The organism is Streptomyces sp. NPDC087906 (assembly GCF_055584925.1).
Genome location: NZ_JBVJLC010000012.1, coordinates 202423 through 216859, shown reverse-complemented (window position 1 = coordinate 216859; position 14437 = coordinate 202423). Strand labels below are relative to the sequence as shown.

Here is a 14437-nt window from a genome sequence, read left to right as displayed (position 1 = left end):
TGGAGCATGACCATCACCTCGCCCCGCGGGCGCACCGAAATGCTCAGGCCGGACGGGAGCCCCGTCCGGATACTCGTCGTCGACGACGAGGCTTCCCTCACCGAACTGCTCTCGATGACCCTGCGGTACGAGGGGTGGGAGGTGGCCAGCGCGGCCGACGGAGCGTCGGCGGTGACCTCGGCGCGCGACTTCCGGCCCGACGCCGTCGTGCTCGACGTGATGTTGCCCGACATGGACGGCATGGCCGTCCTCGGCAGGCTGCGCCGCGATCTCCCGCACGTGCCCGTCCTCTTCCTCACGGCCAAGGACGCGGTCGAGGACCGGATCGCGGGGCTGACGGCGGGCGGCGACGACTACGTCACCAAGCCGTTCAGCCTGGAGGAGGTCGTGGCCAGGCTGCGCGGTCTGATCCGGCGGTCCGGCGCGGCCGCCGTACGATCGGAGTCACTGCTGGTCGTCGGGGATCTGACCCTCGACGAGGACAGCCATGACGTCACCCGCGCAGGCCAGTCCATCCATCTGACGGCGACCGAGTTCGAGCTGCTGCGCTACCTCATGCGCAACCCGCGCCGCGTGCTCAGCAAGGCACAGATCCTGGACCGGGTGTGGTCGTACGACTTCGGCGGCCAGGCCAACGTCGTCGAGCTGTACATCTCCTATCTCCGACGGAAAATCGACGCGGGCCGCCCGCCGATGATCCACACCAGGCGCGGCGCCGGTTATCTGATCAAGCCCGGCGAGCCGAGCCTCGCACCTCAGTGACCAGCCGCATACGGCCCGGCCGCACGCGGACACGCACCCGCACAGGGACCAGGCGCACCCGCGGGCGCTGGTCGCTGCGCACCCGGCTCGTGGTGTCGGCGGTCGCGCTGATCGCCGTGGTCGCCGCCGTGATCGGGACGGTCACCACGATCGCCTTCCGCTCGTACCTCTACGACCAGCTCGACCAGCAGGTCCACGCCATAGCCGCGCGGGCCGCAGGACCGCCCGGTGGCGCCGGCCCTGACGCGCCGGTCAGGCTGCCGGACCGGGACGACGCGCTCAAGATCGTGACGGGCGGCGGCGCGCCCGTCGGCACGGTCGGCGCCGAACTGTCCGACGCCGGATCGATCAGCCGCGCCCTGATCAGCACCCAGCAGAACACCGGCGGCCTCGGCCCCCGTATCGCCGGGCAGCCCCTCACCGCCGACCAGGACACCGCCCTCGCCGGCGTCGCCCGCGACGGCGCCCCGCACACGCTGCGGCTCCCCGGCCACGGCGACTACCGCGTCGTGTACGTGAGCAGCGGCCATGGCTCCTTTCTCGTGGGCGTACCGCTCACCTCCGTCCAGAACACCCTCGGCACCCTGGTCCTGGTCGAGGTGTGCGTCACCGTCGCAGGACTGATCGCGGCGGGCATCGCGGGAGCCGTGCTCGTCGGCGTGGCGCTGCGACCGCTGCGCCGGGTCGCCACGACCGCCACCCACGTCTCCGAACTACCCCTGCACAGCGGCGAGGTGGCCCCGCTCGTACGCGTACCGGCAGCGGAGGCCGATCCGCGCACCGAGGTCGGGCAGGTCGGCGCCGCGCTCAATCGCATGCTCGGCCATGTCGGCTCCGCGCTCGCCGCCCGCCAGGAGAGCGAGACGCGCGTACGCCAGTTCGTGGCCGACGCCGGCCATGAACTGCGCACCCCGCTCGCCTCGATCAGGGGGTACGCCGAACTCACCCGACGCGGCGACGAGGAGACGGGCCCCGACACCCGGCACGCCCTCGGCCGCATCGAGTCCGAGGCGCAGCGGATGACCGGGCTCGTCGAGGATCTGCTGCTCCTCGCCCGGCTCGACGCCGGCCGGCTGCCGGCGAGCGAGTCGTACGGGAGCGTCGACCTCACCCCCCTGGTCGTGGACGCGGTCAGCGACGCACGCGTCGCAGGCCAGGACCACCACTGGCGCCTCGACCTCCCGGACGCCGCCTCTGCCCCTGCCCCTCCCCTTGCCCAGGACGCCGCCTCTGTCCCTTCCGCCGCCGGAGCCGCGCCTCCGGGCGCCGTCGTCCGTGGTGATTCCTCCCGTCTTCAGCAGGTGCTCGTCAACCTCCTCGCCAACGCCCGTACGCACACCCCGCCCGGCACGACCGTCACCGCGCGGGTACGTCACGAGGCCGGCCGGTGGGTCGTCCTCGACGTACAGGACGACGGGCCCGGTATCCCGCCTGCCCTGCTGCCGCGCGTCTTCGAGCGCTTCGCGCGCGGCGACGCCTCACGCTCCCGCGCCGCCGGGTCGACCGGCCTCGGTCTCGCCATCGTGCGGGCCGTGGTTACCGCGCACGGCGGCAGCGTGGACGTACGGAGCGCGCCCGGACGGACCGTCTTCACGGTCCGGCTGCCGGCCGACACCGCTGCCGAGCCGTCCGCCGCCGAGCCGTCCGCTGCCGGAACCGGCCGCGAATCCCGCAACTCACAGCCTGGGCACAGCCTCACCACACAGCCCTGACAGCGCCCTTGGCGAGTGTCGACGGCATGCGAACCGATACGCCCTGGGGCACCCTCCCGGCACGGGAACACCTCCCGGTCGGTGCGGACACCGCCCCCATGCTCGATGTGACGATCCCCGTCCACAACGAGGAGCGGGACCTCGAACCCTGTGTGCGGCGGCTGCACGACCACCTCGCCCGCACCTTCCCGTACAGCTTCCGCATCACCGTCGCCGACAACGCGAGCACCGACCGCACGGCCGAGGTGGCGGCCCGACTTGAGGCGACGATGCCCCGCGTACGGGCCTGCCGTCTGGAGGAGAAGGGCCGGGGCCGCGCACTGCGGGCCGTCTGGTCACACTCCGACGCGCCGGTCCTCGCCTATATGGACGTGGATCTGTCCACCGACCTCAACGCGCTGCTGCCGCTCGTCGCTCCTCTCATCTCCGGTCACTCGGATCTGGCGATCGGGTCCCGGCTCGCCCGGTCGTCGCGGGTCGTGCGCGGGCCCAAGCGGGAGTTCATCTCCCGGGCCTACAACCTCATCCTCAAATCCTCCCTCTCCGCGCGCTTCAGCGACGCGCAGTGCGGTTTCAAGGCCATACGGCGGGACGTCGCCGAACGGCTGCTGCCGATGGTCGAGGACAGCGGGTGGTTCTTCGACACGGAACTGCTCGTCCTCGCCGAACGCGCCGGGCTGCGGATCCACGAGGTGCCCGTGGACTGGGTGGACGACCCCGACAGCCGCGTGCGGATCGTGTCCACGGCCGTCGAGGATCTCAAGGGCGTCTGGCGGGTGGGACGTGCGCTGGCGATGGGCGCGCTGCCGCTGGACCGGCTCGTGAGGCCCTTCGGTGATGACCCAAGGGACCGCCGGATCGGGGGAGTGCCGGGCGGACTCGCCAGGCAACTGGTCGGCTTCTGCTTCGTGGGCGCCCTGTCCACGCTCTTCTATCTTCTGCTCTACTCCCTCTTCCGCGCCACCCTGTGTCCACAACTCGCCAACGCCGCCGCACTGCTCGTCTCCGCGGTCGCCAACACCGCCGCCAACCGCAGACTCACCTTCGGTGTGCGCGGCCGGGACCGCGCCGCCCGCCACCAGGCACAGGGCCTTGTCGTCTTCGCCATCGGACTGGCCCTGACCAGCGGTTCGCTCGCCGCGCTCGACGCCGCGGCCGGCTCCCCCTCCCACTCCACCGAGCTGGCCGTGCTGATCGCCGCCAACCTCGCTGCGACCGTGCTGCGGTTCCTGCTGCTGCGCGCCTGGGTCTTCCCCGACCGCCGGACCAATACAGACGGCCCCGACCGCCGGACCACCACAGACGATCCCGACCGCGTCGACACCCACGCTCCCGACCCGAGGAACGCGCGATGACCACGACCATCACCCACCACCGCCACGGCGGCCCGCCCCGGGCCGCCTCCGCCTCCGCCGCGTCCGCCGCTGGCCGGTTCTGGCGCGGCAGGGCCGACGACGCCCGCTGGGTGCGGCCCGCCCTCCTCGCGCTCCTGCTGGCCGCCGCGCTGCTCCAGCTCTGGGACCTCGGCTCGTCCGGCTACGCCAACTCCTTCTACTCCGCCGCCGTCCAGGCGGGCAGCGAGAGCTGGAAGGCGTTCTTCTTCGGCTCGTCCGACGCCGCGAACTCCATCACCGTCGACAAACCCCCGGCCGCGCTCTGGCCGATGGCCCTGTCCGTACGCCTCTTCGGCCTCGGTTCCTGGCAAATCCTGGTGCCCGAGGCGCTGATGGGCGTCGGAACGGTCGCGCTGCTGTACGCCGCCGTGCGCCGCCGCTTCAGCGCGACCGCCGGGCTGACGGCGGGCCTCGTGCTGGCGCTGACACCGGTCGCCGCGATGATGTTCCGCTTCAACAACCCTGACGCGCTGCTCGCGTTGCTGATGACCGCCACCGTCTACTTCGTCCTGCGGGCGCTGGAGGACGCGCGGACGAAGTGGCTGCTGTGGGCGGGCGTCGCCGTCGGCTTCGCCTTTCTGACGAAGACGCTCCAGGCGTTCCTGATCCTGCCGCCGCTCGCCGTGGTGTACGCGGTGTGCGCACCCACTCCCGTACGCCGCAGGCTGGGTCAACTCGCCCTGGCCACCGTCGCCTTGGTGGTCTCCGGCGGCTGGTGGGTGGCGATCGTGCAGCTCTGGCCGGCGTCGTCGCGCCCGTACATCGGCGGCTCGCAGAACAACTCGTTCCTCGAACTCACCTTCGGCTACAACGGTTTCGGCCGGATCAGCGGCGACGAGACCGGCAGCGTCGGCGGTGGCGGCGCCCCGGGCGGAGGCGCCGCAGGCGGCCCCGGCGGAGGCGGCGGCCCCGGCGGAGGCGGTGGCAGGGGCTGGGGTCAGACCGGCCTCGGCCGGATCTTCAACGAGACCGTCGGCGGCCAGATCTCCTGGCTGCTGCCCGCCGCGCTGCTGCTTCTCGTCGCCGGTCTGCTGGTGACCCGCAGGGCGGCCCGTACGGACACGGCGCGCGCCGCGTTCCTGGTGTGGGGCGGCGCCCTGCTGATGACCATGGCGGTCTTCAGCTTCATGGCCGGCATCTTCCACGAGTACTACACGGTCGCGCTCGCCCCCTACATCGCCGCCCTCGTCGGGATGGGCGCCACCGTCCTGTGGGAGGAACGGGGCCGGCTGCTCGGCTCGTTGGCGCTGACCGTGACGACCGCGGGCACCGCCGTCTGGTCGTACGTGCTCCTCGACCGGACCCCCGACTATCTGCCGTGGCTGCGCTGGGCGGTGCTGGTGGGCGGGCTGCTCGCGGCGGCCGCGCTGCTCGGTACGGTCCTGCTCGGGCGGCGCGCGGTCCTCGCCGTGGCGGTCCTCGCCGTCGCCGCCTCGCTGGCCGGGCCGCTGGCGTACACGCTGTCCACGGTCGGTACGCCGCACACCGGGTCGATCATCACGGCAGGCCCCGCCTCGGCCCGGGGCGGCCCCGGCGGCGGCTTCGGAGGCGGCGGCAGGCCCCCCGGCGGTGGCGGTCCCGGCGTCGGCCCGCAGACCGGGGGCTCACAGACCGGCGGCCCGCAGGCCGGGGGTGCGCAGGCCCCCGGCCCGGGGCAGGGCCGTACTCCGGGCGCGGGCCAGGCGCCCGGCGGCACCGCAACGGGCCCCCGTGGCGGCGGCATGGGCGGCGGCATGGGCGGAGGAATGGGCGGCGGCATGGGCGGACTGCTCGGCGGTACGAAGGTCAGCTCCCCGGTGAAGGCCGCGCTCCTCAAGAACGCCGGCGACTATACCTGGGCGGCGGCTGCCATCGGCTCCCAGAACGCCGCCGGCTACCAACTCGCCACCCAGCGGCCCGTCATGGCGATCGGCGGATTCAACGGCAGCGACCCGTCCCCGACCCTCGCGCAGTTCAAGCAGTACGTGTCCGACGGCAAGGTGCACTACTTCCTGGCCGGGGCTACCGGCGGCGGGGAGAACGCGGGCGGCGGCGGTCCCGGGGGCGCCGCCAGCTCGGCCATCACCACCTGGGTGGCCGCCACCTTCCACAAAGTCACCGTCGACGGCACGACCCTCTACGACCTCACCCAGCAGAAGTAACCGTGAGAAGTAACCGTCACGAGTAGCTGACAGCACGCCACCGAGGACGCCGGTCCGCGACGGACCGGCGTCCTTGCTGTTGAGCCGCGCTGAGCGGGCACTATCACTGACAGGAGCGGCATAGCATCTCAGCAGCGGACGTCCGGATTCCGGCGGCGCCCGTCCGGCAGACAGGAACCGAGGAGGCTCATCCATGGTGTCGGAAGCCGATCGCACCAAGCGGGCCCCCCGGACCAGCGTCTGGCTGGAGGGGAAGCAGCACGGCCGCCGCGGCAGTGGCGGCGCGCGCAAGGCGGAAGGCGCCGAGCAGTCCACCGGGCTCGACCGCGACCGGATCACCGCCGAGTCCGTACGGCTGCTCGACACCGAAGGCCCCGCCAAGTTCTCCATGCGGCGGCTCGCGGCGGAACTCGGCGTGACGGCCATGTCCCTCTACTGGTACGTGGATACGAAGGACGACCTGATGGAGCTGGCCCTTGACGCCGTCTTCGGTGAGGTCGAAGTCCCCGAACTGACCGACGAGTCGGCGGACTGGCGCGACCAGATGCGCGAACTCGCCGCCAGCTACCGCGATGTGCTGGTCCGCCACCACTGGGTCTCGCCGCTCGTCGGCCGGTATCTGAACATCGGCCCGCACGCGACGGTCTTCACGTCGGCCGTGCAGGGAGTCCTCAGCAGGACCGGACTCGGGACCGAGGGACAGGCGGGCGCGCTGGCGGCCGTCTTCCAGTTCGTGTACGGATTCGGCACGATCGAGGGCCACTTCGTGCAGCGCTGCGCCGACGCGGGACTGAGCCAGGAAGAGTACTTCCACCTGGCCATGGGGACGATCAGCGAAGAGCCCGCGTTCCAGCGGGACTTCGAGAGCGCCAGCAACATCATGGCGCCGCGCGACGGCGACACGGTGCAGGAGATGCGCGAGCGGAACTTCACCTTCGCGCTCGAACTGCTCATCGCCGGCATCGAGGCGATGCGCGCGCGGGGCTGACGGCAGAGCTCAGCCCCCGCACGCACCGAACGCCCCCGCACGCACCACCCTGGATACCCGAGCGGCGGTACCCGACCGCGCTACTCCTTCGGCGCCAGGTGCGCGGGGAAGCCGCCGGTCGCCAGCGGGCCCCAGCGCTCCGGGGTGATGCGGATGATCGACTTCCCCTGCTTCACCATCGCCGCCCGGTACTCGTCCCAGTCCGAGTGCTCGCCCGAGATGTTCCGGAAGTACTCCACGAGCGGCTCGACCGACTCCGGTACGTCCAGCACCTCGGCCGTCCCGTCGATCTGCACCCAGGGCCCGCTCCAGTCGTCCGACAGGACGATCACGCTCACCCGCTCGTCCCGCTTCGCGTTGCGGGTCTTCGCGCGCTCCGGGTACGTGGAGATGACGATCCGCCCCGAGTCGTCCACGCCGCAGGTGAGCGGGGAGCCCTGCGGGCGGCCGTCGGAGCGGGTGGTCAGCAGGATCGCGCGGTGCCTGGGCCGGACGAACTCAAGCAGCTCGTCGCGGTCGACCGATGTGTTCGTTGCGATGTTCGGTGCCATGCCGCGCAGCCTACGACGGACCCGTGCGACAGTGGCGGCAGGTGTCACAGTGGCGGCAGGCGTAACAGTGACGGCAGGCGTCACATCGGCGGCAGGTCGCCCTGCACCGCCTGGATGTCCAGCTCCACCCGCAGCGTCGTCCCGATCATCGAGATGCCCGCCTGCATGACCTGGTTGTAGTTCATCGCGAAGTCCTCGCGGCGCAGCTCGGTGCTCGCGCGGAACGCCGCCCGCACCCCGCCCCACGGGTCCGGTCCGCTGCCCAGGTAGCGCAGGTCCAGGTCCACGTCGCGCAGTACGCCGTGCAGCGCCAACTGCCCGTGCACCGTCCAGCGGTCCTGGCCCGCCGGGGTCAGCCCGGTACTGCGGTAGCTGATCTCGGGGAAGCGCTCGACGTCCAGGAAGTCCGGCGACCTGAGGTGCTTGTCCCGCAGCCCGTTGCCGGTGTCGATGCTCGCCGCGCTGATGACGGCGTCGACACGCGACTGCTCGTACCCGCCGCCCGCCTCGACGATCTCGATCCGGCCGCCGAACTCCTTGAACCGGCCGTGCACGCTGGAGATCCCCAGATGCTGCGCGACCGCGCTCACCGACGAGTGCGCGGGGTCCAGGCTCCAACTGCCGGGCGGCGGCAGCTCGGAGCCGCCCTGCCTGGCCAGCACGACCGTGCCGACCTCGGCCCTGCCGCTCGCCGTGACGAGCGCGGTCGCCGCCGCAGGCGCGTAGCCGACGGCCGTCACGACCACCGTGTACGGACCCGGCGCCAGCGCCAGATCGGCGGCCACGCCTCCGTCGTCGTCGGCCGTCGCCCGCAGCACCTGCGAGCCGGTCATGTCGGTCATGGTCACGATCGCGTGCTGAACGGCCCAGCCGTCCCGCGTCCGAACCTGTGCGCGAAGTCCCATCCCGTTTTCTCTCTTTCTTTACGCGGTGACGCCGTGGCGCCATGGCGCGTGGTGCGGTGACGCGTGGCGCGGTGACGCGGTGGCGCGGTGACGCGCGGGGCAGGCGGCCACAAGGTCGGCCTGCCCCGGTCTCCCTTCAGGAAGAGACCCGACTACGCGCCGGGGTGGGCGAGTTCGATGTCGTGGTCGTCGACCCCGCGCCCCGCCACTGTCAACGAGCCGGCCACCGGCGGGTAGCCGGTCGCGATGACCGTGTACTCGCCCGCGTCCAGATCGGCGAAGCCGTACGCGCCGTCCTCACCGGTCGTCGACGTGGCGACCACGTTCCCCGCCGCGTCGACGAGCGTCACCCGCGCGTCGGGCAGCGGACGCCGCGCCGCGCCCGCCCTGACCGTGCCCTGCACGAAGGCACCGGACTGCAGTACCGCCTCGATCCGGGTGACGCCCTGGCCGCCGATCTCGACCGGCAGGGCCAGCGGCCGGAAACCGGTCGCGTTGACGGCGACGGTCACCGAACCGGGGACCAGCTCGCCGAACGCGAACTCGCCCTGCTCGACGGTCTTGCCGGTGGCCAGCACATCACCGCGCACATCGGTCACGATCACCATCGCGCCCTCGACGGGCAGCCCGCCGTCGGCGCCGCGCACCGAGCCGCTGAGCCCGCTCGTACCGGACAGCAGCACGTCGTACGCCAGCGGCCCGTCACCGACGACGACCGTCGCCGCCTGCGGCTGGAAGCCGTCGGCCGAGGCGATCAGGACGTACGAGCCGGAGCCCGGCGCGCCCAGCGCGTACGTGCCTTCGGAGCCCGCCACCGCGCGGGCGAGCTGCGTGCCGCCGAGCGAGATGAGGGTGACGGCGGCGGCGGGCACCGGAGCGCCCTCGGCGCCGCGCACCACGCCCCGCACGGGCGTACCGCCCTGCGGATCGAGTTCCGCCGCCGACGAGACCGCCGACGAGACCGCCGACGAAACCGCCGACGAAACCGCCGGGTCCGGCGCAGTCGCCTGAGCCGGTACGGCGCCGACAGCGGCGGAGCCGGCGGAGTCCACCGGCGCACCGACACCCGCCGGTACGGGAGCCTCAGCGGCCTTCGCCGCCGCGGCCTCCTGCGCCACGTCGCCGACCGCGCGGGTCCGCAGCGGGATCTCCTTGATGAACAGCGTCACCAGGAAGGCGACCAGGGCCGCGGGGGCCGCGTAGAGGAAGACGTCACCGACACCGTGCCCGTACGCCGCCTCCATGATCGTCCGCAGCGGGGCGGGCAGGGTGGCCAGGTCGGGGATGGTGCCGTCGCTGCCGGCTGCCTTGCCGACGTCGGCGCCCTGCGGGCCGAGCGCGGTCAGCCCGTCCTTGACGTAGTGCGTGACGCGGTTGCCGAGGACGGCGCCCAGCGCCGAGACGCCGATCGCACCGCCCAGCGAGCGGAAGAAGGTGACGGTGGAGCTGGCGGAGCCCAGGTCGGAGGCCGACACCTGGTTCTGGGTGCACAGGACCAGGTTCTGCATCATCATGCCGATACCGAGCCCCAGCGCGATCATGTAGATCGACATGTGCCAGTACGGGGTGTCGACGCGGATGGTGCCCAGCAGGCCGAGCCCGGCCGTCACCAGGAAGCCGCCGCTGACCAGCCAGACCTTCCAGCGGCCGGTCTTGGTGATGATCTGCCCGGAGACGGTGGAGGAGAGGAACAGACCACCGATCATCGGGATGGTCATGACGCCGGACATGGTCGGCGACTTGTCGCGGGCGAGCTGGAAGTACTGGCTGAAGAAGACCGTCCCCGCGAACATCGCGATACCGACGAAGAGCGAGGCCACCGAGGCCAGCGTGATCGTACGGTTGCGGAAGAGCCGCAGCGGGATGATCGGCTCGCTGGCCTTCGACTCGATGAGGACGAAGAGCGCGCCGAGGACGACGGAGCCGCCGACCATGGCGTACGTCTGCCAGGAGAGCCACTCGTACTTGTTGCCGGCGAAGGTCACCCAGATCAGCAGCAGCGAGACGGCCGCGGCAATGGAGAAGGCGCCGGACCAGTCGACCTTGACCTTGCGCTTGACGATCGGCAGGTTCAGCGTCTTCTGCAGCACGATCAGGGCGATCACCGCGAACGGTACGCCGACGTAGAAGCACCAGCGCCAGCCCAGCCACGAGGTGTCCGTGATGACACCGCCGAGCAGCGGGCCGCCGACGGTGGCGACGGCGAAGGTCGCGCCGAGGTAGCCGCTGTACCGGCCCCGCTCGCGCGGCGAGATCATCGCGGCCATCACGATCTGGGCGAGGGCGGAGAGACCGCCCACACCTATGCCCTGGAAGACCCGGCAGGCGATCAGCATCTCGGAGTTGACCGAGAGGCCGGCCACGACCGAACCGGCGACATAGATGATCAGGGCGACCTGGACCAGCAGCTTCTTGCTGAAGAGGTCGGAGAGCTTGCCCCAGAGCGGGGTGGTCGCCGTCATCGCCAGCAGCGAGGCGGTCACCACCCAGGTGTACGCGCTCTGGCCGCCGCCGAGGTCGGAGACGATGTGGGGGAGGGCGTTGGTCACGATCGTGGAGGACAGGATCGCGACGAACATGCCAAGGAGCAGCCCGGAGAGGGCCTCCATGACCTGACGGTGTGTCATCGGCGTGCCGTTGCCGGGCGCTGCTTCGCCCCCGTGTTTGGCGTGGCCGCCCCGCACACCTGTGGGTGTGGTCGTAGCCATGAAATTCCTTGTCTTACGTGTCTGAATGCGCGGGTGTACGGGAGTACGAGTCGTCCTCGTAGGGCCGGTGTTCCGGCGTCCCGTGGTCGAACCGGTCTGTCGTGTGCCATTCGCGGCAGTCACCGAAACTGGCGCGGAGCCGGTTCAGCAGTGAGCTGAGCTGTCCGACTTCGTCGTCGGTCCAGTCGTCGAGCACGCGGGCGAACATCTCGGTCGTCCGGCCGGCCAGCTCGTCGAGCATGCGCACGCCCGCGGGGGTCAGCCGCAGGATGCGCGAGCGCTTGTCGCCGGGGTCGGGGGACCGTTCCAGCCAGCCGCGCTGCGCGGCGTGCGCCACATGGCGGCTGGTTACCGACATGTCGACGGCGAGCAGTTCGGCGAGGCGGCTCATCCGCATCTCGCCGTGCCGGTCCAGCAGGGTGAGTACGGCGGCCGAGCCGCTCGGGCACTCGGCGGGCAGGATGCGCGTCAGGCCCCGTTTGATGGCGCCGATGGCCGACAGTTGCCGGGCCAGTTCCGCGTACTGGCTGTGTGCGGCCATGGACCCTCCCGGCATCTTGTTGCTTGGGGCAACCATAGAATCTGTTGGTTGCTGCAGGCAAACGAAATCGGGCGGAGAGCGGCAAAGGAATTCAAAACAGATCGCATGGTTATGGTCAAACGGCGGCGTGTGTGTTCGAAAGGTCACTCCGGACCTGGGGTCGGTTCGCGATCAGGAGCGGTCCGAACCATGCATATGACAATCCAGGGCGGGCCCGGGGTTGGGCCGGACGCGTACGTTCGCTAGGGTCCTGGCACATGGCACACAATCCCCATGCCCCGCAGGGTCCCGAGGGCAACCCCGACCCGGCCGGCAGCACCCAGATGTTCCGCGCCTTCGTCGACGAGGGAGAGCCGCAGCGCCGTCAGGCAGCACCTCAGCAGAGCGGCGGACCGAAGGTCGGCGTGATCGTCGGCGTCGTGGCCGTCGTCGTGATCCTGGCCGTGGTGGCCTGGCTGGCCTTCGGCTGAGCACCCGCACGGTTCGGCTGAGCATCTGCACCACCGGAACCCGCCCGGCCGAGCACCCGCACCACCGGAACCCCGCCCGGCTGAGCACCCGCACCACCGGAACCCCGCCCGACGCCTTGCGTGCTGGGCGGGGTCTCCGTCTGCCCTAGTCCGAGATCAGGCCCTCGCGAAGCTGCGCCAGCGTGCGGGTCAGCAGCCGCGAGACGTGCATCTGCGAGATGCCGACCTCCTCGCCGATCTGGGACTGCGTCATGTTCGCGAAGAACCGCAGCATGATGATCTGCCGCTCCCGGGGCGGCAGTTTGGCGAGCAGCGGCTTCAGCGACTCGCGGTACTCGACGCCTTCCAGCGCCATGTCCTCGTAGCCGAGCCGGTCGGCGAGCGAGCCCTCCCCGCCGTCGTCCTCGGGCGAGGGCGAGTCGAGCGACGAGGCCGTGTACGCGTTGCCGACCGCGAGGCCGTCGACCACGTCCTCCTCGGACACGCCCAGCACGGCGGCGAGTTCGGGCACGGTCGGCGAGCGGTCGAGCTTCTGCGCCAGGTCGTCGCTGGCCTTGGTCAGCGCGAGCCGCAGCTCCTGGAGCCGGCGCGGCACCCGTACCGACCATGAGGTGTCACGGAAGAATCGTTTGATCTCGCCGACGACCGTCGGCATCGCGAAGGTCGGGAACTCGACGCCTCTTTCGCAGTCGAACCGGTCGATCGCCTTGATCAGGCCGATCGTGCCGACCTGGACGATGTCCTCCATCGGCTCGTTGCGGCTGCGGAAGCGGGCCGCCGCGTACCGCACAAGCGGCAGGTTCAACTCGATGAGGGTGTCGCGCACATAGGTGCGCTCGGGGCTGTCCGCCTCTTGGCCCTCGCCGACCAGCACGGCGAGGCGCAGGAACAGGGAGCGGGACAGAGTGCGCGTATCGATGGCTTCCGGCTGGGACACGCGCGGCTGAACCACGGTCACGGTGTCGAGAGCGTTGGGCTCGGGATCGCTTTTGGTAAGCGTGAGCACCTTCGAGCTGCCCTGTTCTTCGGACATGCCACCCCCTTGAGGTCGCTGACGGTCGCGGTGGCCGCTCCCGTCGGAGGAACGCAGCCTCCACCTGAATACCGGAGGCGGGGCTGCGGCAAACGCGGTTCCCGCAGAATGTCACAAGTCGTCAACACGCTGTAGTGACATGTCGACAAGCTACAACCACGTCTGCCCAGCCCGGAGGGGGTGTGAGGATCATTTCGGCCACGCGGAGAAGAAACATATCCGCAAACTCGGGAGGGTTACGCTTCGATCCGATTTGCGGATCTCAGTCGCGCAAAGCTACGGGCCAAAAGTCTTGACACATGCATCTGAGACACTCCCAGTTCCTGACTGATCTGGGACTGCGTCAGATTGTTGTAGTAGCGGAGCATCAGGATCCGCTGTTCTCTTTCGGGCAGTTGTACGAGCAAATGGCGGACGAGATCGCGGTGCTCGACGCCGGCGAGCGCCGGGTCCTCGTACCCGAGCCGGTCCAGCAGCCCCGGCAGCCCGTCGCCCTCCTGGGCGGCCTCCAGCGACGTCGCGTGGTACGACCGGCCCGCCTCGATGCAGGCGAGCACCTCGTCCTCGGAGATCTTCAGCCGCTCGGCGATCTCGGCGGTGGTGGGCGAGCGGCCGTGAGCGGTCGTCAGGTCCTCGGTCGCGCCGGTGACCTGGACCCACAGCTCGTGCAGCCGCCGGGGTACGTGGACGGTCCGTACGTTGTCGCGGAAGTACCGCTTGATCTCGCCGACGACGGTGGGCATCGCGAAGGTGGGGAACTGCACCCCGCGGTCGGGGTCGAACCGGTCGATGGCGTTGATGAGCCCGATCGTGCCGACCTGGACGACGTCCTCCATCGGCTCGTTGCGGCTGCGGAAGCGGGCGGCGGCGTACCGCACCAGCGGCAGATTGGCCTCGATGAGCGCTGCCCGTACCCGGCCGTGCTCGTGGCTGCCCGGCTCCAGGTTCTTGAGCTGGCCGAAGAGCACCTGGGTCAGGGCGCGGGTGTCGGCGCCGCGGCTCTGCGCGGCGGTACGCGGCTCGGTCTCGGTCCCGGTCTCGGTTTCCGTGACCGGTTCGGTGGTCGGCGCGGTCGTCGGCGCGGTCCGAGGTTCCGGCTGAGACGTGGCGTCGGGCTCGGCACCGGGGCCGGCTCTGGGTGCCGGTTCGGGCTCGGCGGGGCTCTCGGGCTGGGGCGGCACTTGAGGCGTAGTACTGGCCGGCACGGTCACGCCACCCCTTTGCGGTCGACT

At 71.0% G+C, this 14437-nt stretch carries 12 protein-coding genes; 6 read left to right on the top strand and 6 right to left on the bottom strand.

Annotated features, from left to right (window positions below; translation table 11 throughout):
* Positions 1-6: 6 nt before the first annotated feature.
* The 5 genes from ACZ63I_RS29200 (at position 7) to ACZ63I_RS29180 (ending at position 6997) form a co-directional block, all read left to right on the top strand.
* Positions 7-762, top strand: a complete 756-nt coding sequence (locus ACZ63I_RS29200) for a response regulator transcription factor (RefSeq protein WP_469342153.1) — start codon at positions 7-9, stop codon at positions 760-762.
* A gap of 8 nt (positions 763-770) precedes the next feature.
* Positions 771-2474 carry a sensor histidine kinase gene (locus tag ACZ63I_RS29195; protein WP_469342209.1) on the top strand — a complete coding sequence of 568 codons (1704 nt, stop codon included), beginning with the start codon at positions 771-773 and terminating at the stop codon, positions 2472-2474.
* Between the two features lie 26 nt (positions 2475-2500).
* Positions 2501-3829 (top strand): bifunctional glycosyltransferase family 2/GtrA family protein, encoded by a 1329-nt coding sequence (locus tag ACZ63I_RS29190; protein WP_469342152.1) that lies wholly within the window; start codon positions 2501-2503, stop codon positions 3827-3829.
* Positions 3826-6009, top strand: a complete 2184-nt coding sequence (locus tag ACZ63I_RS29185; RefSeq protein WP_469342150.1) for an ArnT family glycosyltransferase — start codon at positions 3826-3828, stop codon at positions 6007-6009. The genes ACZ63I_RS29190 and ACZ63I_RS29185 overlap by 4 nt, the downstream gene beginning before the upstream one ends.
* A 193-nt stretch (positions 6010-6202) precedes the next feature.
* Positions 6203-6997: a TetR/AcrR family transcriptional regulator gene (locus ACZ63I_RS29180; protein ID WP_469342149.1), complete on the top strand. Its 795-nt coding sequence runs from the start codon at positions 6203-6205 to the stop codon at positions 6995-6997.
* An 80-nt stretch (positions 6998-7077) separates the two neighbouring features.
* Here ACZ63I_RS29180 and ACZ63I_RS29175 read toward each other — a convergent pair whose 3' ends face one another.
* The 4 genes from ACZ63I_RS29175 to ACZ63I_RS29160 form a co-directional block, all read right to left on the bottom strand.
* Positions 7078-7548, bottom strand: coding sequence for a PPOX class F420-dependent oxidoreductase (locus ACZ63I_RS29175; protein ID WP_041987056.1), 471 nt, complete (start codon positions 7546-7548; stop codon positions 7078-7080).
* An 80-nt stretch (positions 7549-7628) separates the two neighbouring features.
* On the bottom strand, positions 7629-8453 hold the full coding sequence (locus ACZ63I_RS29170) for a YceI family protein (protein WP_469342148.1): 825 nt from the start codon (positions 8451-8453) through the stop codon (positions 7629-7631).
* A gap of 152 nt (positions 8454-8605) precedes the next feature.
* Entirely contained in the window at positions 8606-11080 is a 2475-nt protein-coding gene (locus ACZ63I_RS29165; protein WP_469342208.1) for an MFS transporter, read from the bottom strand.
* Positions 11081-11174: 94 nt separating this feature from the next.
* Positions 11175-11702 carry a MarR family winged helix-turn-helix transcriptional regulator gene (locus ACZ63I_RS29160; RefSeq protein WP_469342146.1) on the bottom strand — a complete coding sequence of 176 codons (528 nt, stop codon included), beginning with the start codon at positions 11700-11702 and terminating at the stop codon, positions 11175-11177.
* Between the two features lie 257 nt (positions 11703-11959).
* Here ACZ63I_RS29160 and ACZ63I_RS29155 point away from each other — a divergent pair, with 257 nt between their 5' ends.
* On the top strand, positions 11960-12172 hold the full coding sequence (locus tag ACZ63I_RS29155; RefSeq protein ID WP_041987044.1) for a hypothetical protein: 213 nt from the start codon (positions 11960-11962) through the stop codon (positions 12170-12172).
* Between the two features lie 145 nt (positions 12173-12317).
* Here the strand turns inward: ACZ63I_RS29155 and ACZ63I_RS29150 are convergent, their stop codons facing one another.
* Positions 12318-13205, bottom strand: coding sequence for an RNA polymerase sigma factor SigF (locus ACZ63I_RS29150; RefSeq protein ID WP_041987043.1), 888 nt, complete (start codon positions 13203-13205; stop codon positions 12318-12320).
* Positions 13206-13441: 236 nt separating this feature from the next.
* Complete coding sequence (locus ACZ63I_RS29145; RefSeq protein ID WP_469342144.1) at positions 13442-14410, bottom strand: RNA polymerase sigma factor SigF; 969 nt, start codon at positions 14408-14410, stop codon at positions 13442-13444.
* Between the last annotated feature and the right edge of the window lie 27 nt (positions 14411-14437).

Excerpts from the sequence above, each read along its gene's own strand:
- ACZ63I_RS29180 (WP_469342149.1), top strand. The coding sequence starts at position 6,203 with ATGGTGTCGGAAGCCGATCGCACCAAGCGGGCCCCCCGGACCAGCGTC.
- ACZ63I_RS29190 (WP_469342152.1), top strand. The coding sequence starts at position 2,501 with ATGCGAACCGATACGCCCTGGGGCACCCTCCCGGCACGGGAACACCTC.
- ACZ63I_RS29200 (WP_469342153.1), top strand. The coding sequence starts at position 7 with ATGACCATCACCTCGCCCCGCGGGCGCACCGAAATGCTCAGGCCGGAC.
- ACZ63I_RS29150 (WP_041987043.1), bottom strand. The coding sequence starts at position 13,205 with ATGTCCGAAGAACAGGGCAGCTCGAAGGTGCTCACGCTTACCAAAAGC.
- ACZ63I_RS29170 (WP_469342148.1), bottom strand. The coding sequence starts at position 8,453 with ATGGGACTTCGCGCACAGGTTCGGACGCGGGACGGCTGGGCCGTTCAG.
- ACZ63I_RS29165 (WP_469342208.1), bottom strand. The coding sequence starts at position 11,080 with ATGACACACCGTCAGGTCATGGAGGCCCTCTCCGGGCTGCTCCTTGGC.
- ACZ63I_RS29185 (WP_469342150.1), top strand. The coding sequence starts at position 3,826 with ATGACCACGACCATCACCCACCACCGCCACGGCGGCCCGCCCCGGGCC.
- ACZ63I_RS29175 (WP_041987056.1), bottom strand. The coding sequence starts at position 7,548 with ATGGCACCGAACATCGCAACGAACACATCGGTCGACCGCGACGAGCTG.
- ACZ63I_RS29155 (WP_041987044.1), top strand. The coding sequence starts at position 11,960 with ATGGCACACAATCCCCATGCCCCGCAGGGTCCCGAGGGCAACCCCGAC.
- ACZ63I_RS29160 (WP_469342146.1), bottom strand. The coding sequence starts at position 11,702 with ATGGCCGCACACAGCCAGTACGCGGAACTGGCCCGGCAACTGTCGGCC.